General features: G+C 63.0%; 25 protein-coding genes. 8 read left to right on the top strand and 17 right to left on the bottom strand.

Annotated elements, in window-relative coordinates; genetic code table 11:
- Nucleotides 1-249: 249 nt before the first annotated feature.
- Complete coding sequence (gene phnF, locus DYZ14_RS17225) at nt 250-987, bottom strand: phosphonate metabolism transcriptional regulator PhnF (protein ID WP_195950003.1); 738 nt, start codon at nt 985-987, stop codon at nt 250-252.
- A 166-nt stretch (nt 988-1153) separates the two neighbouring features.
- On the opposite strand from phnF, the gene DYZ14_RS17230 reads away from it, so the two are divergent.
- The 5 genes from DYZ14_RS17230 (at nt 1154) to DYZ14_RS24580 (ending at nt 7437) form a co-directional block, all read left to right on the top strand.
- On the top strand, nt 1154-2083 hold the full coding sequence (locus DYZ14_RS17230) for an ABC transporter permease (RefSeq protein WP_154721832.1): 930 nt from the start codon (nt 1154-1156) through the stop codon (nt 2081-2083).
- Nucleotides 2084-2098: 15 nt separating this feature from the next.
- Entirely contained in the window at nt 2099-3022 is a 924-nt protein-coding gene (locus DYZ14_RS17235; protein WP_232365572.1) for an ABC transporter permease, read from the top strand.
- A 94-nt stretch (nt 3023-3116) separates the two neighbouring features.
- The gene (locus tag DYZ14_RS17240; RefSeq protein ID WP_154721833.1) at nt 3117-4673 is read left to right on the top strand and encodes an ABC transporter substrate-binding protein; all 1557 of its coding nucleotides are present in this window, start codon (nt 3117-3119) and stop codon (nt 4671-4673) included.
- 65 nt (nt 4674-4738) lie between these two features.
- The gene (locus DYZ14_RS17245) at nt 4739-5617 is read left to right on the top strand and encodes a metallophosphoesterase family protein (protein WP_154721834.1); all 879 of its coding nucleotides are present in this window, start codon (nt 4739-4741) and stop codon (nt 5615-5617) included.
- A gap of 2 nt (nt 5618-5619) precedes the next feature.
- Entirely contained in the window at nt 5620-7437 is a 1818-nt protein-coding gene (locus tag DYZ14_RS24580) for an ABC transporter ATP-binding protein (protein WP_269749458.1), read from the top strand.
- A gap of 171 nt (nt 7438-7608) precedes the next feature.
- Here DYZ14_RS24580 and DYZ14_RS24435 read toward each other — a convergent pair whose 3' ends face one another.
- From DYZ14_RS24435 to gstA, 4 genes are all read right to left on the bottom strand, one after another.
- The gene (locus DYZ14_RS24435; RefSeq protein WP_154721835.1) at nt 7609-7941 is read right to left on the bottom strand and encodes a four-helix bundle copper-binding protein; all 333 of its coding nucleotides are present in this window, start codon (nt 7939-7941) and stop codon (nt 7609-7611) included.
- A 402-nt stretch (nt 7942-8343) separates the two neighbouring features.
- Entirely contained in the window at nt 8344-8562 is a 219-nt protein-coding gene (locus DYZ14_RS17260; protein WP_154721836.1) for a tautomerase family protein, read from the bottom strand.
- A complete protein-coding gene (locus DYZ14_RS17265) occupies nt 8562-8945 on the bottom strand; it encodes a nuclear transport factor 2 family protein (RefSeq protein WP_154721837.1) in 384 nt (127 codons plus the stop codon). Before DYZ14_RS17265 ends, DYZ14_RS17260 begins: the two co-directional genes overlap by 1 nt.
- A gap of 2 nt (nt 8946-8947) precedes the next feature.
- Complete coding sequence (gstA, locus tag DYZ14_RS17270; RefSeq protein WP_154721838.1) at nt 8948-9553, bottom strand: glutathione transferase GstA; 606 nt, start codon at nt 9551-9553, stop codon at nt 8948-8950.
- Nucleotides 9554-9683: 130 nt separating this feature from the next.
- Here gstA and DYZ14_RS17275 point away from each other — a divergent pair, with 130 nt between their 5' ends.
- Complete coding sequence (locus tag DYZ14_RS17275; RefSeq protein ID WP_154721839.1) at nt 9684-10100, top strand: winged helix-turn-helix transcriptional regulator; 417 nt, start codon at nt 9684-9686, stop codon at nt 10098-10100.
- Nucleotides 10101-10107: 7 nt separating this feature from the next.
- Here the strand turns inward: DYZ14_RS17275 and DYZ14_RS17280 are convergent, their stop codons facing one another.
- From DYZ14_RS17280 to DYZ14_RS17315, 8 genes are all read right to left on the bottom strand, one after another.
- A complete protein-coding gene (locus tag DYZ14_RS17280) occupies nt 10108-11154 on the bottom strand; it encodes an MBL fold metallo-hydrolase (RefSeq protein WP_195950004.1) in 1047 nt (348 codons plus the stop codon).
- A 229-nt stretch (nt 11155-11383) separates the two neighbouring features.
- Entirely contained in the window at nt 11384-12397 is a 1014-nt protein-coding gene (locus DYZ14_RS17285) for an FAD:protein FMN transferase (protein ID WP_154721841.1), read from the bottom strand.
- Complete coding sequence (locus DYZ14_RS17290; RefSeq protein WP_154721842.1) at nt 12390-12965, bottom strand: nitrous oxide reductase accessory protein NosL; 576 nt, start codon at nt 12963-12965, stop codon at nt 12390-12392. Before DYZ14_RS17290 ends, DYZ14_RS17285 begins: the two co-directional genes overlap by 8 nt.
- A complete protein-coding gene (locus DYZ14_RS17295; RefSeq protein WP_154721843.1) occupies nt 12962-13789 on the bottom strand; it encodes an ABC transporter permease in 828 nt (275 codons plus the stop codon). The genes DYZ14_RS17290 and DYZ14_RS17295 overlap by 4 nt, the downstream gene beginning before the upstream one ends.
- Nucleotides 13786-14700, bottom strand: coding sequence for an ABC transporter ATP-binding protein (locus DYZ14_RS17300; RefSeq protein WP_154721844.1), 915 nt, complete (start codon nt 14698-14700; stop codon nt 13786-13788). Before DYZ14_RS17300 ends, DYZ14_RS17295 begins: the two co-directional genes overlap by 4 nt.
- Nucleotides 14697-16055 (bottom strand): nitrous oxide reductase family maturation protein NosD, encoded by a 1359-nt coding sequence (locus DYZ14_RS17305; protein WP_445292545.1) that lies wholly within the window; start codon nt 16053-16055, stop codon nt 14697-14699. Before DYZ14_RS17305 ends, DYZ14_RS17300 begins: the two co-directional genes overlap by 4 nt.
- A gap of 14 nt (nt 16056-16069) precedes the next feature.
- Nucleotides 16070-17989, bottom strand: a complete 1920-nt coding sequence (gene nosZ, locus DYZ14_RS17310) for a TAT-dependent nitrous-oxide reductase (protein ID WP_154721845.1) — start codon at nt 17987-17989, stop codon at nt 16070-16072.
- A gap of 24 nt (nt 17990-18013) precedes the next feature.
- Nucleotides 18014-20323 (bottom strand): regulatory protein NosR, encoded by a 2310-nt coding sequence (locus DYZ14_RS17315; protein ID WP_154721846.1) that lies wholly within the window; start codon nt 20321-20323, stop codon nt 18014-18016.
- A gap of 157 nt (nt 20324-20480) precedes the next feature.
- Between DYZ14_RS17315 and DYZ14_RS17320 the strand changes: the two genes are divergently transcribed.
- Nucleotides 20481-21317, top strand: a complete 837-nt coding sequence (locus DYZ14_RS17320) for a ferritin-like domain-containing protein (RefSeq protein WP_154721847.1) — start codon at nt 20481-20483, stop codon at nt 21315-21317.
- Nucleotides 21318-21404: 87 nt separating this feature from the next.
- On the opposite strand, the gene DYZ14_RS17325 is transcribed toward DYZ14_RS17320, so the two are convergent.
- The 3 genes from DYZ14_RS17325 to DYZ14_RS17335 form a co-directional block, all read right to left on the bottom strand.
- On the bottom strand, nt 21405-21857 hold the full coding sequence (locus DYZ14_RS17325) for an RrF2 family transcriptional regulator (RefSeq protein WP_445292546.1): 453 nt from the start codon (nt 21855-21857) through the stop codon (nt 21405-21407).
- Nucleotides 21858-21938: 81 nt separating this feature from the next.
- The gene (locus DYZ14_RS17330) at nt 21939-22826 is read right to left on the bottom strand and encodes a hypothetical protein (RefSeq protein ID WP_154721848.1); all 888 of its coding nucleotides are present in this window, start codon (nt 22824-22826) and stop codon (nt 21939-21941) included.
- 291 nt (nt 22827-23117) lie between these two features.
- A complete protein-coding gene (locus tag DYZ14_RS17335; RefSeq protein ID WP_154721849.1) occupies nt 23118-23438 on the bottom strand; it encodes a hypothetical protein in 321 nt (106 codons plus the stop codon).
- Between the two features lie 272 nt (nt 23439-23710).
- On the opposite strand from DYZ14_RS17335, the gene DYZ14_RS17340 reads away from it, so the two are divergent.
- The gene (locus tag DYZ14_RS17340; RefSeq protein WP_154721850.1) at nt 23711-23950 is read left to right on the top strand and encodes a DUF2798 domain-containing protein; all 240 of its coding nucleotides are present in this window, start codon (nt 23711-23713) and stop codon (nt 23948-23950) included.
- A gap of 136 nt (nt 23951-24086) precedes the next feature.
- Here the strand turns inward: DYZ14_RS17340 and DYZ14_RS17345 are convergent, their stop codons facing one another.
- Nucleotides 24087-25433 carry a calcium-binding protein gene (locus tag DYZ14_RS17345; RefSeq protein ID WP_154721851.1) on the bottom strand — a complete coding sequence of 449 codons (1347 nt, stop codon included), beginning with the start codon at nt 25431-25433 and terminating at the stop codon, nt 24087-24089.
- Nucleotides 25434-25512 lie beyond the last annotated feature (79 nt).

Consider the following 25512-nt stretch of genomic DNA (forward strand, 5'->3'; position numbering starts at 1 on the left):
AGGTAAATCTAACCGTAACAGCCTTCCGGTTCGTATTTACGTGACAGCATGCAAGAGTACTGGTGTCAAAACTTGCAGCCACGCAATAGAGTATCGAACCTCATAGCAAACTTCGTGGCTGGAGAAACCTCGCCAATAGATGCCAATGCCCGGTCGTTGCGTTTTGGCTGCTCCAGCGTCTCGGCGCGAGCCTTCATCGACGAAGTCTAAATTTCTCCGCGGCTTTGGGATGGAAGCGGATTTACACGGTCAGGTGTCGATCCTGATCCTCATCATGCGTTTCGGAAAAACCCCGTGGCCATAGAGGATCGGTGTCCCGGCGCCGTCGGTGTCGACATAGGTCATGATCATGACTGGCAGCGAAATGGATACGGCAAGCGCTGCCGCTTCGCGCGGCCGCGGCATGCGGCAGTCGATCCAGGTCGACGCGCGGAAGAAGGAATCGACGCCGAAGGTGGCCAGAGCCTGGGTGAAGCTTGAGGTTTCCTCGAAGGCCGCGGCTATTCCGTCGAACCTTTGCTTTTCAAACATGTGATAGCCATAGGTGGCGATACCGGGACCGACCGTGCGCAGGGTTTCCGTCACGATCAGCGGCGTGCCGACCTCAAGTTGAAGCGCGCGCGCGATCGCCTGGCTGGCGGGCTGCTCGTAGCTGTCGAGAAGCCGTCCGCCGGAGCCGCCGTCGAAGCGTTTTTCCACCTCGCTCCATTTGGCGTTGCGATCGAGTCGGTATTCGAACGGTTCGTCGGCAACGAAGACACCCTTGCCCTGGTGCGCCTTGACGATGCCCTTCTGTGCCAGGCTGGCGAGTGCCTGGCGCACGGTATGCCGGTTGACGCCGTATTTGGCTGTCAGTTCATGCTCGCTCGGCAGCCTTTCGCCGGCGCCGAACACGCCGGTCTGGATGTCCACCTCCAGGTCCGCCTCGATTTGCCGCCAGACCGGCAGTTCCCGGTCGCGCCACATTGGGTTGTTCGAAATGTCCATTCGCTGACCCTTGCCTGACCGAAATTGAGGCGTTGTGCGCGCCCTATTCCCTCTTTGTCCGGTGCTTCCAGCCGGCTCAAGCCGCGTCACAAAAAAATCATGTGTCGGCAACATCGCTGTAACAGAACATGTCCATACAGTCTAGACAAGTTACGAGGTGGAGCGAATGTTCGAATTCGTCATCAGCAGAGTGTTGCGTACGTGCCTGACCGTCGCGGTCATCGTCACGGCGGTGTTTTTCGCCACCCGGTTTTCCGGCAATGCGATCGACTTCCTGGGCGGCGAGGGTCTCGGTGCGAAGGACCGCCAGTTGCTCGTCGAGTATTACGGGCTGGACGGCTCTTACGGCGAGCAGTTCGTCCGCTACATCGCTTCGTTGATGGACGGCAATTTCGGCCTGTCGCTGATCGAGCGGCGTCCGGTGGCCGTCATCTTTGCCGAGCGGGTCTGGCCCTCGCTGCAGCTTCTGATCGGCGCGGTGCTGCTGACGCTCGTGGTGTCCGTGCCGGCGGGCATTGCCGCCGCGATCTATCGCAATTCGTGGATCGGCAATGCTATCATGGGGGGTGCCTTCTTCGGCTATGCCATTCCCAATTTCGTTCTCGCCATCCTGCTGCTGCTGATCTTCTCCTTCTGGCTGGGTTGGCTTCCGTCGACCGGCAATTCCACCTGGCTGCATTTCGTCATGCCGGTCACGGCGCTTTCGACCTTCTATATCGCCGGGATGACGCGCTTCACGCGCAATGCCATGCTGGATGTGCTTAGCCAGGAATACCTGCGCACGGCGCGGGCGAAGGGGCTGCCGGAGCGGGTCGTCATCTTCAAGCATGCGCTGCGCAACGCCAACATCACCATCCTCTCGGTGCTGGGCCTGCAGATCGCCGGCCTTGCTGCTGCCGGCAGCGTCGTCATCGAAACGGTCTTCTCCTGGCGCGGCATTGGCGAGCTTCTGGTCTCCGCGGCCATTCGCCGGGACTACCCGGTCCTGCAGTTTGGCGTGCTTGCCGTCGCGCTCGCCGTCATCGTCATCAACCTCCTGGTCGATCTTGCCTACGGCCTTGCCGATCCGAGGGTCCGCCTCGGAAGGAACGCTTGAGAAAGGGTGGCGAAAATGTCCGATACCACGATTGATTCCTTGCCCGAAACGTCCCGCAACCCGCTCTTTGCTCGCCTGCGGTGGCCGGCCACGATGCGGCGCGTCTGGGCCGGACTGGACTGGCCGATGCGGCTGGTTCTGGTTCTGGGCGCCTTGCTGGTGTTTGCGGCTCTCGCCGCGCCGCTCATTTCGCCGTTCGAACCCAATGCACAGAGCCTGCTTTCGCGGTTGAAGCCGCCCGTCGGTTTTGCCGGCGCTAAGGTCGGCCATATCTTCGGGACCGACGAACTCGGCCGAGACGTGCTGTCGCGCTGCCTCTACGGTTTGCAGATGACGCTGTCGATCGCCCTTTCCGGCGCGATCATCGGAATGCTGATCGGCGGGACGCTCGGCCTTCTGGCTGGCGCTGCGGGCGGACGCGCGGATGCCCTGGTCATGGCGCTTGTCGATATCCAGATCGCCGTTCCCTTCACCCTTGTCGCCCTCCTGGCCGTGGCCGTCTTCGGCAGCGACATGCAGGTGCTCATCGTCGTGCTGGGGATCGCCTATTGGGAGCAGTATGCCCGCATCATCCGCGGCGAGGTGCTGAAGCTTCGCGAAATGCCCTTCATCGAGGCTTCGCGTGCGGCCGGTGCTTCGCCGCTCAGGATCGCCTTCCGGCACATCGTGCCCAACGTGGTTTCTCCGCTTGTCGTGATGTTCACGCTCAACTTCTCGAACATCGTGCTGCTGGAATCCAGCCTTTCCTTCCTCGGGCTGGGCCTCAGGCCGCCGACTGCGACGCTCGGTTCCATGGTCGGCATCGGCCGGGATTACATGCACACCGCCCCCTGGATCGTCGCGGCGCCAGCCCTGCTGATCCTGTTGATTACCTTCGTCGTGCAAATGCTCGGAGACCGGCTGCGCGATCGTATGGACGTGCGCCTGCGGGACCGCTGAGCGCCAAGACGAAGTGCGGCGTCCCGCCGCGAACCTCATTGCCGGCGGCCTGACAAACCGTCCGGATCTTTCAAGCCCTGCAACGGAGACCACCATGAAGACCACGATGATCATCGCTTCGACGCTTTTTGCGCTCATGAGCGGCAGTGCCCTTTCCGCCGAGCTGAAGGTCGGCTCGGCCAACATGCCGCCCTATCTCGATCCGGGCCGCGACCACTCCAACGTCGGTTCGCAGTTCTACTACAACAGCTTCGACGTCCTGATCGACAAGGATTCGGAGACCGCCGAGACGGCGTTCCGTCCGGGCCTCGCAACCGAATGGAAGCTCGTCGAGCCGACCGTGATGGAGTTGAAGCTGCGCGAGGGCGTGGTCTTCCAGAACGGCGACCCGATGACAGCCGACGACGTCATCTTCTCGCTGAACCGTATGCTCAAGCCGACCTTCAAACCCTATATCGTGCGCGCCAAGGACCGTCTGGGTAATTTCGACCGTGCCGAGAAGGTCGACGACCACACGATCCGCATCGTCGCCAAGCGCCCCGAGCCGCTCTGGGAAACGCTGATCAACATGCAGCAGCTGATGGTCATTCCGGAGAAATACACCAAGGCGCTCACCGGCGATCCGAACGTCGCCGAGGATGCCGACTTCGAAGCCTTCTCGCTCGCCCCGGTCGGCACCGGCCCCTACAAGATCGCGCAGTTCGTGCCCGGCGAAAAGCTCGTCTGGGAGCGCCATGACGCGTTCTGGGGCGACAAGGCGCCCTTCGAGAAGGTGACCGTCTCATACGTTCCGGAAATGGCGAGCCGCATCACGGCGCTGAAGAACAAGGAAGTCGACCTCATCACCAACGTGCCGCCGGACCAGCTTTCGACGATCGAGGCCGATAGCAATCTGAAGGTTGCCAGCGACGTCACGCCGCTGTTCCACATCCTGATCTTCAACACCCAGAACGACGTGATGAAGGATCCGAAGTTCCGCCAGGCGATCAGCTACGCGGTCGACCGCGAAACGCTGAACGAGGCGCTGTGGCTCGGCAAGGCCGTGGTCCCCTCGACCCACACTTACAAGCAGTTCGGCGAACTCTACATGCCGGAGCTGAAGACCTTCGAATACGACCTGGAAAAGGCCAAGAAGCTGCTGGCCGAATCCTCCTACAAGGGCGAGGAGATCCGCATGGATACTTCGGCCGTCTATTACACCAACGGCATGCTCGCCATGCAGGCGATCGCCGAGATGTGGAACGCGATCGGCATCAAGACCAGCATCAATGTCGACGACAAGTGGACGGGCGGCGATCCGACCATGATGGTGCGCAACTGGTCGAACCCGATGTACTTCGCCGACCCCTTCGGCTCGTTCGGCGTGATGTGGGCACCGGAAGGCCCGTCGGAAGGCGAAGGCCGCTTCAAGACCGACGAAGCCTATGCCAAGACCTGGGAGAAGTTCCGCTTCTCCGAAAAGGTCGAGGACCGCAAGGCCGCCTATGCCGAGCTGATGGATCGCATCAAGCAGGATCCGCCGATGCTCGTCCTCTATCAGCCCTACGAATCCTGGGCGATGCAGAAGGGCATCCAGTGGGCTCCGAAGCCGGGCCACATCCCTTACGTGCTCGACTTCCGCGCCGGCTCGATCTCGGTCGCTTCCAACTAAGCTCTGATACTGCCGGGCGGCCCCTTCGCCGCCCGGTTCCACTCCCATTCACAAGCGGAACTCCCATGGCCACGACACGCCTCTGCATCGTCACCGACATCCATCACGGCAAGGACAACTTCACCAAGAAAGGTTCCTCGGCGCTCACCCTGCTCGAGGAATTCTCCCGTTTCGTCGAGGCGACCAGGCCGGACGCCGTCATCGACATGGGCGACCGCATCTCCGATTGCGACAAGCAGACGGACAAGCAATTGGAGCAGGATGTCGCCGCGATCTTTTCTCGCATGAACGTTCCGCGCTTCCACATCTGCGGCAATCACGACCGCGACTATCTGAGCGTCGACGAAAACGCCGCCATCCTCGGCCAGGATCTCTCCAGCACGACGGTCGACATGGGCGACTGGACGCTGGTGATCTGGCGGGCCGACGCGAAGATCCACAGGCCGGGCGGTTTCATCCTGCCGGAGGCCGACCTGCTCTGGCTGGCCGGCGTGGTGCGCAACGCGACGCGTCCACTGGCGATCTTCAGCCACGTTCCAGTCTCGGGTCATTCCCAGGCCGGCAATTACTATTTCCAGCGCAATCCGGACGCCTCGACCTATCCGGGGGCCGCCGAGCGGGTGCGCGCCATTCTCGCCGGAGCCCGCGTGCCGGTCGCCTGCTTTGCCGGCCACGTGCACTGGAACACGCTCACCATGGTCAATGGCCAGCCGCATTTCACCCTGCAATCGCTGACCGAGACCTTCACCACCCATCCCGAGCCCGCCGGTTCCTATGCCCTGCTCGAGCTTTCCGAGCGGATTGACTGGACCGTGTTCGGCAAGGATTCCATGCGGGTCTCGCTCGATGCCGAAGAGACGGCACGCCGCTGGATTGAACCGCTGCCGCCGTTCCACGAGCACCCGGAGATCCGGCTTCGCCATCTCCAGCAAGCGGCCGAATAGGTATGACGATGACCGACAATGCCAGAACCCCGCTGCTCTCGGTCGAGAACCTGTCGGTCTCGTTCGGTCCGGCCCACACGCCGCTGGCTGCGGTTCAGGATCTCTCCTTCGATCTCTTTGCCGGCGAGACGCTGGCGATCGTCGGGGAATCCGGTTCCGGCAAGTCGGTCACGGCCCTTTCCATCCTGCGCCTCATCGAGCGGGAGGGCGGGCGGCTCGACAAGGGCCGTATCGCCTTCCGGCTCGATGATGCGAGCGTCGTCGATCTCGCCGAAAGCAGCGAAGCGCAGTTGCAGCGCATCCGCGGCAATTCCATCTCGATGATCTTCCAGGAGCCGATGACCTCGCTCAATCCGGTGCTGACCATCGGCGACCAGATCTGCGAGACCTTGATCCATCACAAGCAGCTGTCGCCGAGCCAGGCGCTGCGCGAGGCACGCGATCTTCTCGACCGCGTCCGCCTCTCCGACCCCGGCCGCCGTCTGTCGCAATATCCGCACGAGCTTTCGGGCGGCATGCGCCAGCGGGTGATGATCGCCATGGCGCTGGCCTGTTCGCCACGGTTGCTGATCGCCGACGAGCCGACGACGGCGCTCGACGTCACCATCCAGGCCGGCATTCTCGATCTCATCCGCGAATTGCAGCAGAGCAGCGGCACGGCGGTCGTCTTCATCACCCATGACATGGGAGTTGTCGCGGAGATCGCCGACCGGGTCGTCGTCATGCGCCAAGGCAGAATGATCGAGACGGCCGACACCGGCATGCTGTTTCGCCAGCCGCGCGCCGACTATACCCGCCAGTTGCTCAATGCCGTGCCGAAGCTCGGCTCCGGCGCCCCCGTCTATGCCGCGCCACGCTCCACGACGGGCGAGGAGGCGCGCCGGAATGAAGAGGGCCGGGCCGCCGAAACCGTGCTCGAGGTCAACAATCTCGTTACCCGGTTTCCGATTCATAAAGGCATGCTGAAACGGCTCGTTGCACGGGTCCATGCCGTCGAGGATGTCAGCTTCACCCTGCGCGCCGGCGAGACGCTCGGCCTGGTCGGCGAATCGGGCTCCGGCAAGTCGACCATCGGCCGTTCGGTTCTCAAGCTCGTAGAGCCGGAAAGGGGCAGCATCCTCTTCGCCGGCAAGGACCTCATGCCGCTTTCGCGTCGCCACATGCGGCCGATGCGGCGGGACCTCCAGATGATCTTCCAGGACCCCTATGCCAGCCTCAATCCGCGCATGTCCGTGGCGGAGCTGGTAACCGAACCGCTCATCATTCACACCGACCTCAACGCGCGTGAACGGCGCGACATGGCGGTGGAACTGCTGGCCCGGGTACGGTTGCCGGCCGCCAGCATCGATCGCTTTCCCCACCAGTTCTCCGGCGGCCAGCGCCAGCGGATCTGCATCGCACGCGCGCTGTCGTCGAAGCCGCGGATCATCGTCGCGGACGAGGCGGTGTCGGCGCTCGACGTCTCGGTCCAGGCGGAAGTCATCGACCTGATGCAGGAACTGCAGCGCGAGGACGGGATCGCCTATCTCTTCATCTCGCATGATATTGCCGTGATCGAGAAAATGAGCCACCGCGTGGCCGTGCTCGACCAGGGCCGGATCGTCGAGATCGGCGCGACGGACGATGTCCTGCAGCGGCCACGGCATGATTACACGCGCCAGCTGCTCGATGCGGTTCCGGTCGCCGATCCGAGCCGCCGCCGCGAGCGCGCCTCAGCCGCCCAGATCGAGCGCAAGACCCCGATCCGCCCCGTGGGTTATCGGCCGGTGGCGAGCGAGTATCTGAGTGTCGGCGCAGATCACCTGGTTCTCGCGCAATAGCGCAATAGCAAAGCCCGTCCGCTTGGGGGGCAGACGGGACGGATCGCTTCAAGACCGCACTCATGCGAGCCGGACACGTCAAGACAAGGCGAGCACGGTTCGCACTGAGGTTTCGATCTCCTTGAAAGGGCGGCAAGCCGGAGAAGGTCATGAACCTTCTCCGGCTTCTTGCTAGGCTGCCATGCGCTCGCAGCTCTCCGCACACCGACGGCAGGCTTCTACACAGCTCTGCATGTCGCCGACGCGTTCGCAGTCTCTAGCGCACTCGCGGCATATCTCCGCACATTCTCGACAGGTGTGCTTGTGATGCTCGGTGCCGATCAGCATGAAATGGGCAGAGGTCCGGCAAATTTCGGCGCAAGCCATCATGAGCGTGAAGTGCTTCGGCTCCGTGTGTTTGCCACCCATTTCGAGGCAGTGCCCCATCGCCATCGAGAGACATTCACTGTAGCAGGACAGGCAGTTGTCGATACATTCCTTCATTTCCGGGGACATGTGATGCATGGCTCACTCCTTCACTTCCTTGTCGACCACAGACCGACAGTTCGATTTGCTCAGTCTGATCATCGAAGATTTCCGGGCGGCGATTTTCGACTCGTCATCGCCGCCGAAGGGCTCATCGGAGAACCAAGGAGGTGCCGAAAAGTTCCGCAGCACCAATTTGCGTGCGTCTGCCGACCACGCGCGTTACGGTTCAACTCGACAAGAACCGTCAATTCGCCGAGCCGAGCGGTGTTCATCGCTTCAGTGGGCGATCGTGTCCCGCCGGGGCGGTTTATCCTGTCCGACCGGGCTTCCGTCCGTTCTCCGGATTTCGATCGTGGCTGGCCGGAATGCAATTGACCCGGGTCCCGCACGACTGCGGAACCCGGGCCCAGAGCGGTCGGATCGGTTCGCTGGATCCGTTCAGCCTGTCGTGGGGCCGGCCAGCCGCGCGCGATAGTCGAGCACCGGCAAGCCGCCGACGCCCCAGTCTTCGGTCTCGACCTCGTCGATGACGACGAAGGTGGTGGCCGGCGATTTGTTGAGGACCCGCACCAGAAGGTCGGTCACGCCGGCGATCAGTTCCGCCTTCTGCGCCGCCGTCGCGCCTTCACGGGTAATTTTCAGGTTGACGTAAGGCATTAGTGAACCTCCTCGGAAAAGTGAAAGACCTTCGAGATGATCTGCCAGCGATCCTCGATGTAGATCAGCGACAGGAAATCGATGAAGTGCCGCGAGGCGATGGAACAACGCAGATTGACCCGCGCCGTCGCCGGCCCGGCGAACTCGATCGAGACGATCTCGTCCGTGCGGCTCTCTCCACGCGAGGCGGGGGAGGGACGATGGTCGACGACGTCGAAATAGGTGTTCATGTCGCGGTGGAGCAAAGTCCCGTCCGACACGGTCACATACTGGGCAAGCGGGTGAAAGACCCGACGAAGGCGATCGGTATCCGAATGGTGGAGACCTTCGAAATAGGTCTCCACCACCGATGCCACCGCCTCCAGGGAACGGCGATCGCTCATCTTTATACGAGCCCCTCTGCGCGCAGCGTCTTCTGGACGGCAGGACGCGTGGCGACCCTGTCCATGAAGGCCGAAAGGTGCGGCCAGTGGTTGAGGTCGATGCCGGTGAAGTTGGCCCAGTTGGTGACGACGAAGGCATAGGCATCGGCAATGGTGAAACCGTCGCCGATCAGGAACCGGCGACCGTCGGAAAGGCGCTGCTCCAGCCAGTCGAATTTGGCCGCGACGGCGTGGCGTGCGGCCGCCTTGCTGCCCTCATCGGCGGCGGGATTGAACAGCGGCCCGAAAGCGACATGCAGTTCGGTGCCGGTGAAGTTGAGCATTTCCGCCAGGCGTGCGCGCGCGAAGGTGCCGGCCTCGGGCGCCAGATCCCGCCGCCCCTTGCGGTCGGCAACGTATTGCAGGATCGCCGGCCCCTCCGTCAGGATCTCGCCGTCGCTCTGAAGTGCCGGAACCTTGCCCTTCGCGTTGATCTTCAGGTAGTCGGCGCCCGATGCGGTGCGCTTCGTCTCGGTGTCGACTGCTTCGATCGAGAACTCGTCGCCGATCTCGTTCAGCACGATGTGCGAGGCCATGGAGCAGGCGCCGGGCTTGAAGTAAAGTTTCATGGGAACTCCCTGTTTGCTGTTGCAGGTCCCGTCTAGCTTAAAAGTCACCATAGGTAATCTGGGAACTTGAGGTTCCTGACTGAATACGGTATCCCTGCGGTAACCACCACCACCCACGGAACGGACGCCCATGCCGCTGAAACGTCGAAAGAACCGCACGCCGACGCCCTTGTGTCCGCTGTCCGAATGCATGGCCGTTCTCGGCGGCGCCTGGACTCCCAACATCCTCTGGTATCTCTCGTCGGGGCCGCGCCGCTTCTCCGAGCTGCGCGCCGACATTCCCCTCGTCTCGGGCAAGGTCATCACGCAGCGGCTGCGGGAACTGGAGGAGCGCGGCGTCATCAGTCGCACTGTCATGCCGACCTCGCCGCCCTCGGTCGAATACAAGCTGACGGAGCATGGACAGGAGTTCCTGCCTGCCATCCGTGCGATCGTCGATGTCGGCTATCGCCTGAAGGCAAAGCAGAAGGGCGGCACTGCGCCGCCCTCGGAAACCGTGGAGGTCGAAGACAGCCCCAGCGAGGTGGGACTGCCCGCCGCCGTTTAGGTCGGCATCAAAGGCTCGGCCCGTCGACGCGAATGCTCTGCTCCATCGCCATGCACTGGTCGTAGATGAAGACGTCGAAGGCCGAGAGCTTGTCGCGCCATTTCGGCGCAAGCGACGCGACGCAGGTCACCGTCACCCGGTCGATGTAATTGTCGAAGACCGCCCAGGGGTTGGTCTTGTCCTGCGCCCGCATGCCTTCGCCCGGCGTGGTCGAACCCAGCGCCGTCGCGGCGGCGGCGTGCAGGTCGGTCATGAAGGCCAGCTGCTGTTCGACGTCCGCGCGCGTGCCCGTCCGCCCGACATGTCCGGCGATCAGGCGCGTATAGTCGTATTTCGCGTTGATGCCGCCGACGAGATCGAAGACGCCGGGAATGTCGTGGGCGATCGCCATGCGGCGCCACATCATCCAGCCCGGGAAGATGACGTCGACCAGCATGAGCGTGCGGCTCTTCTCGTGCCAGATCTCGATATTGCCCGGTTCGTGGTTCGGTCCGGAATAGTTGAGCCGCAGGGTCTCGCCGCCGACTTCGAGAGAGAACGGCTTGTCTGTTCCGTCGAAGACCTCGGTCGGAAGCGGTCGGTTCTTGTCGTTGGCGCGCTGAAGGATATCGCCTGTTTCGCCATGCGCGACGATCGTCAGTCCTGGATTCGCCGCAAGCAGGGCTCCCGCATGGCCGATATGATCGACATGCGCGTGGCTGTAGACGAGGTGGGTAATCGGCTGGCCGGGTGCGATCTCGTTCGCCGCAGCCATTATCCTGTCGCCGATCGTCGGCGGCGCATCGACGACGACCAGGCCGGTGCCCGTGCGCAGGATCATCATCTGGTAGATACCTTCGGTGACCATGTAGGCGCCGCCGCCCAGATCCTCGATCCGGTAGCCTTTCTTTGCGTCGACGAGTGGCCCGAGGCCCTCGGCATGGACGGCATCATAGGCATCGTTGCGTGCCATGGGTGGCGCGATGTCGGCGGCGCCGTGATAGGGGTGAAGCTCGCCGGCAAGCGCGCTCGTCGCGTAAAGCAGGACCATGCCCGCCATGAGGGTGGTTTTCATCTGACTTCCTTTCGTGGCCGTCAACTCACAGGAGTTGCGTTGCACGTCCGGTCTAGCCAAGCGATCACCTAAAGTAATCTCAGAACTTATGGTTCCCTTCAGTATCGGGTATCCGCACGGTAACCGTTGTCGCCGGCAGCGGTTCTCTCCCACGCATTCCGAACGGCTTGCCGACGGTTGGAACCGACGGCCCGGCAGAACGCGCTTCGCACCCTGCCGCGCGGTGCGGTCAGCGAATATCGACCGGGCGGCCGAGGCGCAGGCGGTCTCCGGACACCATGGCGAGTTCGACCGAGATTTCCCGCTCGACGTCGAGGATGGCGCGGATGGCGTCCGGCTCGAGAAGGCTGAAGGCGGTGGAATAGGCGTCCGCCGTGGTCGCATCCGGGGCGATCACCGTCATGCGCCGGTATTTCGGCGCGGTGCTCCCGAGCCGCGGGTCGAGGATATGGCCGAAGCGGGCCGCCGTGTCGAAATGAAAGCCCGAGGCGCTCGAGGTTGCAACCGCGCGGTCGATGATTGCCGCGACGGTGTCGGGTGTCGCTTCGTCCTCGGTTTCGCCAAGGCCGATGCGCCAGGGACTGCCGTCGGCCTTCGCCCCGATCGCCCGGCTTTCGCCCATGCTGACCAGGCTGCTGGTAATGCCTTCGCCCCGCAGAAGAGCGACCACCCGGTCGGTGATATAGCCCTGGGCGATCCCGTTCAGCGTCAACGCCATTCCGGGGCGGGGAAGGGCGATACGGTCGCTGTTGAAGCGTACGCCGGCAAAATCAACCAGCGGCAGCGTCTCGTCCAACTGCTGCCGCGATGGTCCGGCCGGATCCGATCCGGGCGTAGAGAAGTGGCGGGCATAGAGCGACCAGAGCGGCTGCACGCTCGGATCGAAGGCGCCTCCGCTGGTCTTCCAAGCCTCGTGACAGGTCGCGAGCAGGGCGACGAGTTCGCCCGGAGGTGCGGCGAGCGCGCCCTTGAGGTTGAGCTCGGTCAGAGCGGAGTTCTTCCGATAGAGGCTGAACACCGATTCAAGCCTGTCGACCTCGGAGACGACCCGGGCGACCAGCCTTTCGGCTTGGGCCCGGTCGGGATGATTGAGGATCAAGGTGGCCGGCGCGCCGAGCGCCTGGCCCCTCCAGACGACGGGTTCGACTGCGGCCAATGCCGCCCCGGCAAAGGGAATGAGCGGCAGGCCGGCGGCGGCGGCCATGATGGTCATCGCCCGGCGGCGCGTAATCGGTTCAGCCATGATCGTGTCCTTCCGCGTTTTCGCTGGTGGCCTCGGGGTCGAAGGCGGAGCCGTCGGTCGGAGCTTCGCTGCCCGAGCCGAGGATGTAGTCCTTGGGCATGGCGTCGAACGAGACCAGGCGGCCGCCGTGCTTTTCGGCAAAGGCCTTGGCGTCGGCCTCGCTGGAAAAGGGAACGGCCTCCTCGGTGCCCATGCCGCCGCGCTGCGCGCTTTCGATGACGAAAAAGGCCTTCCTGGCGTCGATCCAGTTCTCCGCGCCGGGCTCGTCCCAGCTCGTGGCCTTGCTCATGTCGGAGACGTAGATCGCGGCAATGTCGCGCGGCTCCTCCGGCAGCATGGTGAAGGCGATCGTGTCGCGGGCCGAGGAAAACCAGATGGCCTCGGGGATCTGCTCAAGGATGATCTGCCCCTTGGGGCCTGCATGTTCGAGCACGTTCATGCCGCAGTAACGCCCCATGGCCTCTTCGGTGAGGGCAAACGGGGGCGGCATGGCGGCTTCCTCCTTGCCGTTGCAGGCGGAAAGCAGGAGCGAGGCGGCGAGTGCGCCGATGGCGATGGAAAGTCTCATACTTCCCTCCTTGAGAAAATGACGGTGGCCCAGCCGAGAGGAACGATCGTCCACAGCGTCAGCGCTGCGACCAGAACCGGGGCGGTGAGACCGCTATGGGCGGCGATCCCCCCCATGCCCGACAGTGCGCCGGCATTGCCCGAGCCGAGATTGAGCAGGCGGTAGACATCCGTCGGATTGGCGAGCAGCAGAAGGTCGAGCGCCAAAGCCGGCACGGCCTGGCCCTTGGCCGCGACCAGCCCGCCGAGCAGCGCCATGTCGTATATTAGCACAAAGAACAGCCAGATGCCGATGGCAATGCCGCCTGCCGTGCTGCGCTCTCCGACCAGCGTGCTCGTCAGATAGCCGATGGCCAGGAAGACCGCGCCGAGCAGGACGGAGGAGGCGACCATGGAAAGGAAGGCACGCCAGCTGTCGGCCGCGATCTCGCTTCCTGTGACGGTCAGGGCGCCGGCGGCCGCGCCGTAGCCGATTGCTGTCGCAAAGGCGAGAATGGCCAGATGACCGAGGAACTTGCCGAAGATCACCTCGCTGCGGCCGATCGGATAGCTCAAGAGCAGCAGCATGGTGCCGCGCTCGGTCTCGCCGACGATCGCGTCGTGCGACAGAAGCAGCGCAATCAGCGGCACGAGGAAGATGGTCAGGCTTGACAGGCTGACGATCACCACGTCGAGGCGATTGACGCCGACATTGCCGGTCGGCGCGCTGCCGAGGAAGGACAAGGTCAGCGCCAGCGCCGCAAGCAGCAGAGTGGTCGCGAGCACCCAGCGATTGCGCAGGCCTTCCTGGATCTCCTTGCGGGCGATGATGAGGATATTCGTCATGTCGGCGACTGCCCTTTGAGGAAATGCGCATAGAGCTCGTCGAGCGTCGGTTCGGCAACCGAAAGCGCCGCGAGCCGGGAAGGGTCGGCCGTCATCTCATGCAGCAGGGCGATCTTGTCCTCGGGCGCCACATTGGCCTCGAACAGGCCGCTTGCGCTGCCTTTCCACTCGGTGCCGCCGCGGGTCCATCCGGGGGTGGCCCCCGTGTCCGCCAAGCGAACGCCGATGCGGGTCGGCAGGCGGGCAATGCCGCGCAATTCGTCGAGCGTGCCGTCGGCGATCTTGATGCCGCGATCGACGATGATGACACGATCGGCCCGGTCCTCGAGTTCGGTCAGGGCATGCGATGACAACAGCACGGTTGCGCCGGCGGCGCGCAGATCGGTGATCAGATCGTAGAAATTGCGGCGCAGCGCCGGGTCGAGACCGCTGGTCGGCTCGTCGAGCAGAAGGACGCGCGGCTCGCCGAGCAGCGCCTGCGCCAGCCCGAGGCGCTGGCGCATGCCCTTGGAATAGGTGCGCACCGGGCGGTCGGCCGCTTCCTGCGCCAGGCCGACGCGCTCGAACAGGGCGTCGGCGGAAGAAAGCGTCACGCGCTTGAGGCGGGCATAGAAGGAAAGCGTCTCGCGCCCGGTCAGCGCCATATGGAAGGACACGCTTTCCGGCAGGTAGCCCAGCCGCTGGCGAACATGGAAATCGCCGCGCGCCGGGTCTTCGCCGAGCACGCTGATGGTCCCGGTGGTCGGACGGATCAGGCCGAGCATCAGCTTGATCAGCGTCGTCTTTCCCGCGCCGTTATGGCCGACGAGCGCAATGGTCTCTCCGGCATTGAGCGTGAAGCTCACGTCCTTCACCGCCTGAACTGCGCCATAGCGTTTGGAAACGCCGGCGGTACTCACAGTCGCCGTCATTGAAGTGCTTTCTTCGGCGCGATAGGCGCCATCAATGGATGGTTGTCGACCACGCCGCCGGGCAGGAGAGCGGGGAACTGGGCCTGCGCCCAGCGAATGACCTGCACGGCCGGGCTCGACATCAGGATCTTTGCCTGCGGCGAGGTCCACAGCACCTGGTCGATCAGATCGTTCGGTCGATAGGGATTGTCGGCAATGCCGTCGCCGTCGAGATCGAAGGCGGGATTGTCGCTCCAGTAATTGCCACGGCCCTCATCCGACCAGTCGAGATAGCGCGTTCCGACATATTTGACCTGGTTGCGGTTGTTGACGAAGGCGTTGCCGCTCATGCGGTTGCCCTCGGAACCCGCGGTGAAATGGATGCCGATCGAGCAGTTCTGGAAGCTGTTATCCATGAACCGGTTGCGGTTGGCATTGTAGAGGAAGACGCATTTTTCCGGCCCGAGACGCTGATCGCCGACGACGGCCGTGTCTGTGCCATCGGAGGTGGGAACGCCGTGCTCGCCGGTCTGTTGCCCGGCCGACAGCCAACGATCGATCGGCTGCAGCCGGCCGATCACCACATTGTCGCGGATCTCCGAGCCGTTGGCCGAATTGACCAGGAGCCCATGGTCGCGGTCGCCGTCGGAAATGTTGCCGGTGATCTTCAGCCGGTTGGAAAACATGATGGCATAGCCGACCGAATTGCCGATCGAGACATTGTCGCTGATCTCGCTGTCATTCGTGTACATGTAATGGATGGCGAAGCGCAGGTCGGTGAAACGGTTGCCGCTGAAGACATTGTTCTTGCTGGCCGTGGTGGCGATCCCGTCACGGCCGAAGCGGATGTCGTTGCCGATCACCTTGGCGCCGGGGGCGTTCCAGATGGTGACGCCGCTGCCGGCTTCGCTCATGCGGCCGGACTTCAGCCCGACGACCCGGTTGTTGCGAGCGATGGAATCGACCGCGCCGTAGAGATAGATGCCGAACATGTTGTCGGTGACGGTGTTGTCCTCGATGATCGCGCCGGTCGCTTCCTTCGCGGCATAGATGCCGGAATCGCGGAAAGTCAGGTCTCGTCCGGACCCGGTAACGGAAAGGCCGCGCACGGTGACGCCGGGCGAGGCGATCGTCACGACGCTGCCCTTGCCGTTGCCGATGACGGTGGCGCCGGGCTTGCCCGCAAGCACCAGCGGCTTGTCGATCGTGATCGGCCCGGCATATTCGCCCGGCTCGAGGGTCAGCACATCGCCTGGCGCCGCCTGGGCGACAACTTCCTGCAATGCCGGGCCGGCCGGCGAAACGATGCGTTCCGCCGCCGCTGCCATGGCTGGGATGGCGGCCAGGATGGCCGCCATTCCAAGTCTTTTCGTCATGGGACGAAGGATCATCATGCCGCCTTCGGTTCGACGAACATGCGGCCCTTCATTTCCATGTGCATGGCATGGCAGAACCACGAGCAGTAGTACCACCAGACGCCCGGCTTGTTCGCCTTGAAGGTCACCGAGGCCGTGGCCTGCGGGGGTACTTCCATGTTGATGCCGTAGTTGATGATGGCGAAGCCATGGGTCAGGTCTTCGACTTCGTCGATGTTGGTGACATAGACCGTGACCTCGTCGCCCTGCTTGACCTGGAAGCTTTCGAGGCCGAAGGCCGGAGCGACCGAAGTCATGTAGACGCGCACCTTGTTGCCGTCGCGGATGACGGTGCTGTCGGCCATCAGGTCGACGCCGTCGGCCTTGGCCTGTGCCACCGCATCGGCGAAGAAGGGGTCCTCACGGTTCCACACGTTGACCGGGTTGATCTTCGAGGCATGGACGATGGTCGCGTCATGCGGCTCGGCAAACGACGGGCCGTCATGAACGATGACCATCTCATCGCCGGAAATGTCGATCAACTGGTCGTTCTCCGGCTTCAGCGGGCCGACGTTCAGGTAGCGGTCCTTGGAGAACTTGTTGAGCGAGATCAGCCATTTGCCATCGGCTTCCTTGGTCTGGCCCATGGAGGTGTGGTTGTGGCCCGGCTGGTAATGGACGTCGAGCTTCTGGCGGATCGGATCGACCTTCTCGCCGGCATAGGCCTTCTTGGCGTCCTCGATGTTCCACTTGCACACCTGGCTGTCGATGAACAGCGTGGTATAGGCATTGCCCTTGCCGTCATAGGCGGTGTGGAGCGGACCAAGGCCCAGTTCCGGCTCGGCGACGACGCAGTCGCGCGGCTGGATCTTGTCTTCGAACAGGTCGTCGAACTTGCGCACGTCGAAGACGGTGACGGTCGGCGACAGCTTGCCATTGGCCACGACGTGGATGCCGTCCGGCGCGGTGTTGATGCCGTGCGGGCTGTTGGCCACGGGGATGTAGCGGGTGTAGGGCGAGCCCTTGCGACCGTCGATGACGGGAACGCCGTTCATTTCCTTGAAGTCGCCCTTGGCAACGCCTTCTTCGATCCGCTTGAGATTGAAGACGACGATCCAGTCCTGCTCATTACCCATCATCTCGGCGAGATTGACGCCCTCTTCGGAGTTGTAGCAGGTGGCGAAGCAATATTTGCCCTGGTAGTCGGCGTCGACGTTGTCGAGGTTGCCGTCGACCATGACCTGCCAGGCGACCTTCATCGTTTCGCCGTCCACCGCGGTGAAGATGGCGTGATACTGCTTGTGATCGTCGAGGATCTTTCCGTCGTTCGGGATCGGCACGCGGTCTTCGCCGTTGCAGAAGACATAACCGGTCTTCGGGTACTTCTGCACGCGCAGGCCATGGACCGTGTGCTGGTTCGGCAGCTGGACAATCTTGTCGCACTTCATGACGTCGAGGCGGATACGGCAAACACGCGTATTGGCCTTGTCGTTGGCATAGAGATAGCGGCCGTCATAGGTCCCGTCCGTCTGGGACGGATGCGGATGGTGCAGGTCGCCGTTCAGGAAGATACCGCCTTGGTCCGCCATGAATTCGCGGTCTTCCGGCAGCATGCCCTCCATCAGGACCTTGCGGCTTTCATTGGTCAGGCCCCAACCGGTGGCGCTGCAGCGGTTGAAGACCGGAATGCGCATGAGTTCGCGCATCGACGGCAGGCCGACGACACGGACCTCGCCGCTCTGGCCGCTCGAGAAGAAGGTGTAGTATTCGTCGAGTTCGCCCGGCTTGACCTCATAGCTGTGGCCATCGGCCCCTTGGGCCAGGGCCGGCGTTGCCGAACCACCGGTGAGGCTGATGGCGCCACCGACGGTCGCCGCGCCGGCTGCGGCCACGAAAGCCGTGGATCCCAGCATCTGGCGCCGGTTCAAGCGCATCTGGTTTTCTTCGTTTGACATGATTGCCTCTCCTTGGCTGGTTGATCACGCAGGCTGTTCGGACGCGCCGTCGGCTTTGCCGATCGGTGCGCCATTGTGGGTGACGGCGACCTTCGGCGGGATGTCTCCCCGCGTGGCCGGCGTCGAAAGGGCCATGAATTTTTCCCGCTTCAGCCGCACCTGGATCATGTGCGGACAGCGGTGGTCGTCATGATAGAGTTCCTGGCAGTGCATGCAGTAGATGCACTCGTTGACATTGATCTGCCCCTCCGGATGGATCGACTGGACGGGACATTCCTTGGCGCAGCGCTGGCACGGCGAGCCGCATTCCGGATAGCGCTTCAGCCATTCGAACATGCGGATGCGACCGGGGATGGCGAGCGCCGCACCGAGCGGGCACAGATAGCGGCAATAGAAGCGCTCGATGAACAGGCCGGCCGACAGCATGGTCAGCGCGAAGATGACGAAGGGCCATTCGCGGGCGAACTTCAGAACGATCGCGGTCTTGAACGGCTCGACCTCGGAGAACATTTCGGCGAGCGCCAGCGAATAGAGGGACAGTCCGAACAGGCCGAGGAAGATCATGTATTTGATCGGCCAGAGGCGTTCGTGAAGGCCCCAGGGCAGGCGAACCTGCGGCACCTTCAGCCATTGCGCCAGATTGTTCGTCAGTTCCTGAAGCGCGCCGAATGGGCAGAGCCAGCCGCAGAACGGCCCGCGCCCCCAGAACAGGAGGCCGGCGGCGACCGCGGCCCAGAGAATGAAGATCAGCGGCGCCGACAGGAAGAATTCCCAGTTGAAGCCGGTGATCAGCGAGTTGACGAAGGTCAGCACATTGACCACCGACAACTGCGCATTGGCATACCAGCCGAGCCAGACGAGCGTGAACAGCAGATAGCCGCGGCGCACCCAGGCAAACAGCACCGGACGCTTCACCAGCCAGTCCTGGAAGAAGAAGATGGCGGTCAGCACCAGCAGCGCGGCGATGGTGATGCCGATATTGATGCGGTTCATGTCCCACATGCGCATCCACAGCGGCTGGCCGTCGGCGATCTGCTGGTCGGTCAACTGGTCGCTGCCGGTGCCTGTTGCCGGAGCAGCCGGTACCGCAGGGGTCGGCGATTGCGCCGCGGCAGGGATCTGCTCGATCGTCACATATTTGTCGGGCAGGATGTAGGACAGGTTATAGGGCAGAATGGACTTGTCGCGTCCCTGGGCATTGCGCTGCACCAGCATCTGCAATTCGAACGGCTGGGTGACGTCGAAGGCGAATTCGGCGGGCACGACAAAGAGCGCGATCTCGCGCAGGCGCGGCGCGCCGTCGGCGGCGAGCGCCGGCAGGCGGGTATGGTCCCGGTCGCGGAAACGCACGCCCTGGCCGTTCTGCAAGAGTTCGATGCGGTCGAAGATCCCGCCGCGCACATAGCCCGAGCCCTTGAACGAATAGGCGCCGTCGCCGGCAACCAGAAGGGCCGTCTGTCCCGGCTTCAGCCGCGATGCCAGCCGGTCATAGGCGGCGTCGCCGAGCAGGGTCCGGCCGATGGTCGGCACGCTGACCGGGGCGAGGTAGAGATCGATGAAGCGGTCGCCCGGCGTCTTGGTCTCCGGCTTGTCGGCGGCAATCGTCTGGCCGGCCTGCCGGAAGGCCTCGGACACTTCGCCGACCGTCATGCGCAGGCTGCGCACCGAGCCGTCGCCCAGAAGCGTCTGCCAGTCGCTGGTTTCGGTCTTCGACAGGTCGAGCTTGCGGGTCTCGGTCGCGGCGGCAACGCCCGTCGCCAGGTCCACGCCCAGGCGATTGCTGCGGATCAGCTGGACGGCGGCGCGCGACACGCTGTCGCCCATGACCAGCACGGTGACGGTTGCGCCGCTGACGATGTCGACCTGCGGCGGGCGCTCGGCGCCCGAGGCGACGCGGCCCATGTCCTTGTCGATGAGCGCGTTCATCGAGGCGACGACCTTTTCCTCCGGAATGCCGATCAGCACGATCGGCTCCTTGTGGTCGACCAGCTTGAAGCCGCGAATCACGCCCTTGGGATCGATGCCGACGACGATATGGATCGGCTTGCCGGAATAGCCGATCGAACTGGAGAAGTCGGAATTGAGATAGGCATAGCCGAGCAGTTCGTCGCCGCGCATGACCGGCGCGATCGGCGGGTCGCCGCTCAACTCGCCGAATCGGTCGGCGCCGTCGAACAGTTCAGAGGGCTCGACCTTCTCCAGATAGGTGGCGAGCTGGCCGGCGGCATGGCCGGAAGAGGCGTAGGAAAGGGCGGCAATGAAGGCGATCACGAGGATTGCGAGCCAGGCCGGGAGCGAAGGAATACGGTGCTGAAGTGTCGCGCTCTTTGTCATCGGCCTCGTCTTTTTCTTCGGGGTGCCCGTGCGGTAACGCTGTGTTTATTCAGCCTAATGCAAAAACTCGTTGATTCAAATCAAATATACAAAAGGTATCTTTTCGGCATAATGACAGAGGCCGAGTGAGGCCTTGAGACCGATCCGGGGGAGTGCCATGAGGGACAGCAGAGACGAGCCTTGGGCAGTCGAGACGATGGACGAGCTCCTGGCGCTCGCAAGAGCGATGGAGCAGGAGGCAATCGCCGGCTATGTGGCGCTTGCCGAGCGCATGCGACACGAGAACCGCCCCGATCTGGCTGCCGTCTTCGAGAGGCTGGTGGCGGAGGAGGAGGGCCATCTCGGGGCTGTCGACCGCTGGATCGAGCAATCGACCGTCGCCGTCCCGCCGCCGGTCGCCCTGCAGGAGCCGATGTTCGACGATGAGGGCGCAGCCTTCGTCGCCCCTGAACTCCTCAATTCCTACCGCGCCTTTTCCATGGCGGTGCGCAACGAGGAACGCGCCTTCGTCTTCTGGAGCTATGTCTCGGCCCATGCGCCGTCCGAGGAGATCCGCCAGGCGGCCGACCGCATGGCCCGCGAGGAGCTCGGCCATGTCGCCACCTTGCGGCGTGAGCGGCGGCGAGCTTTCCACGATCTGCGCCGTTCCGGCGCAAGCCCGGTACGCGGCGAAATCGCCGCCCTCGAGCTTCGCCTGTCGGATCATCTCGAGGCGCGGGCGCTCCGGGCTGCGGGCAAGGAGGCCGAGCGGTTTCGCGCCCTGGCCGAGGCGGCGCAGGCTCGAAGTGCGGCGGCCGTGGCGAGACCCTTCGGCAGGTCGGCAGTGCTGGATGCCGTACCGGAAGGGGCGGACGCAAAGCTGGTGCCGCTGTGCGAGCTGTTGCTCGACTGTTATCTCGATCTCGCCGAGCGGGAAAAGGAAGAGGACGGGCGGTTAAGGGCCCAGGCTTGCGCCGGCGAGATGATCGCCTGCCTGCAGGCCGTCAGGCAATAGGCCGGGATACGGCTCTATCTGGATCGGCGCCAGCCATCTGCGACGCCGACCGGTCCCGGCAAAGGCAGTGCCGGCAGGTTGAAGATCTTATGCCGCCCTGGCGAAGCCGAAATCCTCGGGCCTGAGGACCAGTTCGGCAAGCGTATGGCGATCGAGGACCTTGAGGAAGGCGCCGAGGGCCTCGCCCAGCACGCCGCGCAGCCGGCAAGCCGGCGTGATGCGGCACTGGTTGCCGGATCCCATGCATTCGACGATGGCGAAATCGCTTTCCGTGGCCCGCACGACGGCGCCGATGGTGATGCTTTCGGCGGGCCGCGCCAGGGTGAGACCGCCGCCGCGCCCGCGCGCCGCCTTGAGAAAGCCCTCGCGCACCAGCAGCTGTGCCACCTTCATCAGATGGGCGCGTGAAATGTCGAAGGCTCGGGCCGTTTCTTCGATCGTGATGCGCCGCTCGCCATTGGCGGCTGCCATCATCATCAGCCGCAGGCCATAGTCGGAAAACCGTGTCAGTTGCATCGCGCTGTCAAAGCCGTCTGTCATGACGCGGTCACAGGATTGTGCCGTGCAGCAAATATATACGGTTCGCTATGCTTGCTTGTCAAATGGCGCAAGTGCCGTCCATCAGGGGCGCGCTGTCAGCAGAGCGTTTTCATTCGCGTATTTCTCTGAAAATTTGAGCCGCATCTCATCATCAAGTACCTTGACCGGACGCCCGGCGAGGCCGGAGAACACATCATCCAATTTGAGACGCAGAAGATAGCGCTCTCTGTCGTTGGGGAGCAGAGGCATGACATGACGAGCTATCTCCAGTGCTTCCTTTGGCCAGGATTCGTTGCGCCGTGGTATCGATAGGGGATCAATTCTGCCCGTGTATCCATACGCGCTGAACAGTGCTCGAAAAAACTCCTTATGTGTTTCGGCGGTTGATCCATACTGTAAAACCATGACATTGGCGGCGCCAAAGTGCTGCCTCATGGTGTCCACTATGGGACGCCAGGAAAGATCGGCAGTTGCAGCCCAATTTCGGAAATGATCTGGATCGGGAACATGGCCGAGCTTGTGGAGTTGCAAATACCAGGAGTTCAGAAAGTCCCACTGGTCCCGGATGGTAAAAACAATCAATGTGGGTAAGTCGTTGAGGAATTCTGCAAGCGCACTTAATGATGCTCGCGCGCCTGGATACAGAATTCCCTTGGTCTCGTCATATGGCTCACCCAGAAATATCTCCCAGGGAATAAGAAGAGACCGGATATCCCCTCGAGAGAATATCTTACGTGTATTCTCAATGACTAGTTTACAACGGGCTTCGCGGGAATCAAATCGGCCTTCCCCTCGCGCCTCAGCCGTCAAATCCCTCAGCGTTCTGTAGGTGGAAAATGGTTTAGTCGTATGTCCAACGTAGACTATTCCGTCCGCTCGGAGCGTGTTCGCTTCCAAAGTGCAATACTCTTGTATCGCCGTGGTGGCGGTCTTGTGGGCTCCCAGATGGAGTACGATCTTCCCCGTCATGGGTGTCCTTGGCGCAGCAATCAACTCCGCACCTTATATTGCCGGGGACATGGGCATTCAAGCCATGTTGCCAAAGAACCGAGAGACAAAGGGGTGACCATATTATGGGAATTCCTTGTCGTTGTTTTCGTTTTTCGCGGATGCTCAAATTTCGGGGCACGTGCCGAGCAAACCGGACCGTTGATGCTGCGTGCGGGCGTCGCCTTCGATGCATAGGTTTAGTGAGAAGGCAAAGGTCGCGACGCTGAACGGCCGTTCCACCTGCGTTACGGGTGATCGGCTGCCCCCTGACTATTGACAGCGGCCGGGAATATCCAGCCTATAGGTCGTCTTGCCCGGTCCCTCGGGCAAGATCGGGATCAGATAGACCGTGAGATCGCACTCCTGGGTGCGGACCTGCCATTCGCTGGCTCCGTCCCCGCGCGTGCCGGTGTTGGCAATCGACCCGACCGGCGCCTGGCCGACGGCATCCGCCACCAGGCTGCTGGAGAGGATCGTCGTGATCTTTTCCGCGCTGTCGTAAAAGCCGGAAAGCGCCGCCATGGCGGGCGAGGCGAGAGCGGCAAGGAAGAGAGCCCTGAAGACGAGGCCGGCGCCGGTGATGTGCTTCATGCTTGTCCTTCCTTGAGGTCGGCTCAGTTTTCCATGCGCTTGCCGATTGGACAAGTGCAGAAAGCGAGTGCCGCAGGCCGAACTTGACTTCGTGGCCACCTGCTTTATTCAGGCGCTTGCCGAAAAAATTCGAGGCCGGTTTGGTTATTCCGGTCCCCGCCTTGCGGGATAAAGTCGCATCTCGCGAACCCACGGCACCAATCCTAATCCAGGGTGGTGCCGTGACGGGTTTTGGCTCCTGTCACGCTCGACCCTTAGACAGTGAGACCCTTATGCTCGACAAGAAAACCCTGCTGCTTGCCCAGATCTTTATGACCTTCATGATGGCTTTCTCCATGTCCGGGATCATGTCGTTGATCGCCTTGGGCCCTACCGCCGAATGGCTCCATGTCTGGCCTCGGCAGTTTGCCATGGCCTGGCCGATTGCCTTCGTCCTGACGATGTTCGTCAGCAGGATCGGCTTTGGTCTGGCCGTGCGGATCCGCGGAAGGAAGTCGATCTCGGGCGAGTAGGGCGCCGATCCCAAGGTCTGCCCCGCACCCGCAGGCAAAGCAAGACGCGCCGGCGCTCGCAGGCGGAACCGCGCAGGACCGATGGGCCGGCCACGGCCTGTCGGGCCGTGGTCTCGCGTACAGGTAGGGGTGTCGCTCAAATCACCGAGAAGTCGAGGGAGGTGAGCGCGAGCCCCGCGTTGAGATCGGCGATCAGGACGCGCCCGCCGGCGGCATTGCCATTGCTGTCGTAATACAGCATGCCAGTGTCCGTTTCGTAGATCAGCCGGTCGCTGGCATCCGCCGCCAGCCCGCTCGCATTGGCGACGAAGGCTGTCGAGGCAAGCGCTCCGGTTGCGGTGAGTGCCGTGAAGATCGCGTTTTCCAGCCAGATCGTGTCGTCGGCCACGTTGAAATCGATGATCGTATCGACATTGGTCGTGGCGTTCGGCGCCGAATTGAAGACGAAGACATCTCGGCCGGTGCCGCCGATCAGCGTGTCATTGCCGGTCCCGCCCAGAAGCCGATCGTTTCCCGTCCCGCCGTTCAACTCGTCGTTGCCGGCCCGGCCGTCGAGAATGTCATTACCGCCTTCGCCGCGAAGTCGGTTTGCCACGGCGCTGCCCGTCAGGCGGTCGACATATTGGGTGCCGCGCACCGCTTCGATGCTGATCAGCGTGTCGGTCCGCCCGAAACCGTCGATCGCCGTGCCGGCGGTCAAATCGACGGTGACGCCAGCCCGCCCGCCGTGATTGACGTCACGATGGAAGCGAACCTCGTCGAACCCGCCGCCGCCGTTGATCCGGTCACGGCCACCCAGCCCCATGAATTGCTCGTTGGCGGCGGACCCGGTCATCGTGTCGGCGAACTGGGTGCCGCGGAAGGACTCGAAACTGGTGAAGGTTTCGGCGTTGCCATAGGCGTCGGTGACAGTCCCGGCCGCTGCGTTGAGGACGATGCCGCGCACGGCGTTGGGATCCTGATAAGCGCGCGAAAAGCTCAACTGGTCGAAACCGGCGCCGCCGTTCAATACGTCTCGCCCCGCCCCGCCGTCGATATAGTCGTCGCCGCCGCCGCCGTTGATGGTGTCATTGCCCCCGTAGCCGTACATGTCGTCGGAGCCGGATGACCCGTTCAGGGTGTCGTTCCCGCGCAGCAGCCACTGGCCCAACCTGTATCCGTCGAAAGCGTCGTAGCCATCGAGGAACAGTGCGGTCGCCAGGCTCAGGCTCATCGTCCGCAGGACGGTCGTTCCGTTGGTGTCGAGAATCTGCAGGCTGGTAATGGTGCCCGTCTCGCCAAGCTCGCCGCCGACGGCGGTGAAGCCTGTCCCGACAAGCCTGACATAGAGGCCGTTATCGAGCCTGTATCGGACGGAGGTCGCAGTCACGCTTCCGACCTGCGTCGCATTGCCTCCATCGCCCAGAAGATCGTCAAACGAAGGATTGTAATCCAGGCCGAACGGATAGATTCCACCCGGAAAGAAATAACTGACGGTCGCCATCGCGCTTCCCCTCTTGAATGACGAATGACTGCGAAGTCATCATATCGTCATGGCGGTGTTTCGCAATCGGTAGTGGAGT

This window comes from Ciceribacter sp. T2.26MG-112.2 (assembly GCF_900492205.1).
GTDB lineage: Bacteria > Pseudomonadota > Alphaproteobacteria > Rhizobiales > Rhizobiaceae > Allorhizobium > Allorhizobium naphthalenivorans_A.

Excerpts from the sequence above, each read along its gene's own strand:
- DYZ14_RS17305 (WP_445292545.1), bottom strand. The coding sequence starts at position 16,055 with ATGACGAAAAGACTTGGAATGGCGGCCATCCTGGCCGCCATCCCAGCC.
- phnF (WP_195950003.1), bottom strand. The coding sequence starts at position 987 with ATGGACATTTCGAACAACCCAATGTGGCGCGACCGGGAACTGCCGGTC.
- DYZ14_RS17235 (WP_232365572.1), top strand. The coding sequence starts at position 2,099 with ATGTCCGATACCACGATTGATTCCTTGCCCGAAACGTCCCGCAACCCG.
- DYZ14_RS17290 (WP_154721842.1), bottom strand. The coding sequence starts at position 12,965 with ATGAGACTTTCCATCGCCATCGGCGCACTCGCCGCCTCGCTCCTGCTT.
- DYZ14_RS17245 (WP_154721834.1), top strand. The coding sequence starts at position 4,739 with ATGGCCACGACACGCCTCTGCATCGTCACCGACATCCATCACGGCAAG.
- DYZ14_RS17325 (WP_445292546.1), bottom strand. The coding sequence starts at position 21,857 with ATGACAGACGGCTTTGACAGCGCGATGCAACTGACACGGTTTTCCGAC.
- DYZ14_RS17275 (WP_154721839.1), top strand. The coding sequence starts at position 9,684 with ATGCCGCTGAAACGTCGAAAGAACCGCACGCCGACGCCCTTGTGTCCG.
- DYZ14_RS17315 (WP_154721846.1), bottom strand. The coding sequence starts at position 20,323 with ATGACAAAGAGCGCGACACTTCAGCACCGTATTCCTTCGCTCCCGGCC.
- DYZ14_RS17300 (WP_154721844.1), bottom strand. The coding sequence starts at position 14,700 with ATGACGGCGACTGTGAGTACCGCCGGCGTTTCCAAACGCTATGGCGCA.
- DYZ14_RS17265 (WP_154721837.1), bottom strand. The coding sequence starts at position 8,945 with ATGAGCGATCGCCGTTCCCTGGAGGCGGTGGCATCGGTGGTGGAGACC.
- DYZ14_RS17340 (WP_154721850.1), top strand. The coding sequence starts at position 23,711 with ATGCTCGACAAGAAAACCCTGCTGCTTGCCCAGATCTTTATGACCTTC.
- nosZ (WP_154721845.1), bottom strand. The coding sequence starts at position 17,989 with ATGTCAAACGAAGAAAACCAGATGCGCTTGAACCGGCGCCAGATGCTG.
- DYZ14_RS17280 (WP_195950004.1), bottom strand. The coding sequence starts at position 11,154 with ATGAAAACCACCCTCATGGCGGGCATGGTCCTGCTTTACGCGACGAGC.
- DYZ14_RS17285 (WP_154721841.1), bottom strand. The coding sequence starts at position 12,397 with ATGGCTGAACCGATTACGCGCCGCCGGGCGATGACCATCATGGCCGCC.
- DYZ14_RS17320 (WP_154721847.1), top strand. The coding sequence starts at position 20,481 with ATGAGGGACAGCAGAGACGAGCCTTGGGCAGTCGAGACGATGGACGAG.
- DYZ14_RS17240 (WP_154721833.1), top strand. The coding sequence starts at position 3,117 with ATGAAGACCACGATGATCATCGCTTCGACGCTTTTTGCGCTCATGAGC.
- DYZ14_RS17345 (WP_154721851.1), bottom strand. The coding sequence starts at position 25,433 with ATGGCGACCGTCAGTTATTTCTTTCCGGGTGGAATCTATCCGTTCGGC.
- DYZ14_RS17330 (WP_154721848.1), bottom strand. The coding sequence starts at position 22,826 with ATGACGGGGAAGATCGTACTCCATCTGGGAGCCCACAAGACCGCCACC.
- DYZ14_RS24580 (WP_269749458.1), top strand. The coding sequence starts at position 5,620 with ATGACGATGACCGACAATGCCAGAACCCCGCTGCTCTCGGTCGAGAAC.
- gstA (WP_154721838.1), bottom strand. The coding sequence starts at position 9,553 with ATGAAACTTTACTTCAAGCCCGGCGCCTGCTCCATGGCCTCGCACATC.
- DYZ14_RS24435 (WP_154721835.1), bottom strand. The coding sequence starts at position 7,941 with ATGCATCACATGTCCCCGGAAATGAAGGAATGTATCGACAACTGCCTG.
- DYZ14_RS17335 (WP_154721849.1), bottom strand. The coding sequence starts at position 23,438 with ATGAAGCACATCACCGGCGCCGGCCTCGTCTTCAGGGCTCTCTTCCTT.
- DYZ14_RS17295 (WP_154721843.1), bottom strand. The coding sequence starts at position 13,789 with ATGACGAATATCCTCATCATCGCCCGCAAGGAGATCCAGGAAGGCCTG.
- DYZ14_RS17230 (WP_154721832.1), top strand. The coding sequence starts at position 1,154 with ATGTTCGAATTCGTCATCAGCAGAGTGTTGCGTACGTGCCTGACCGTC.
- DYZ14_RS17260 (WP_154721836.1), bottom strand. The coding sequence starts at position 8,562 with ATGCCTTACGTCAACCTGAAAATTACCCGTGAAGGCGCGACGGCGGCG.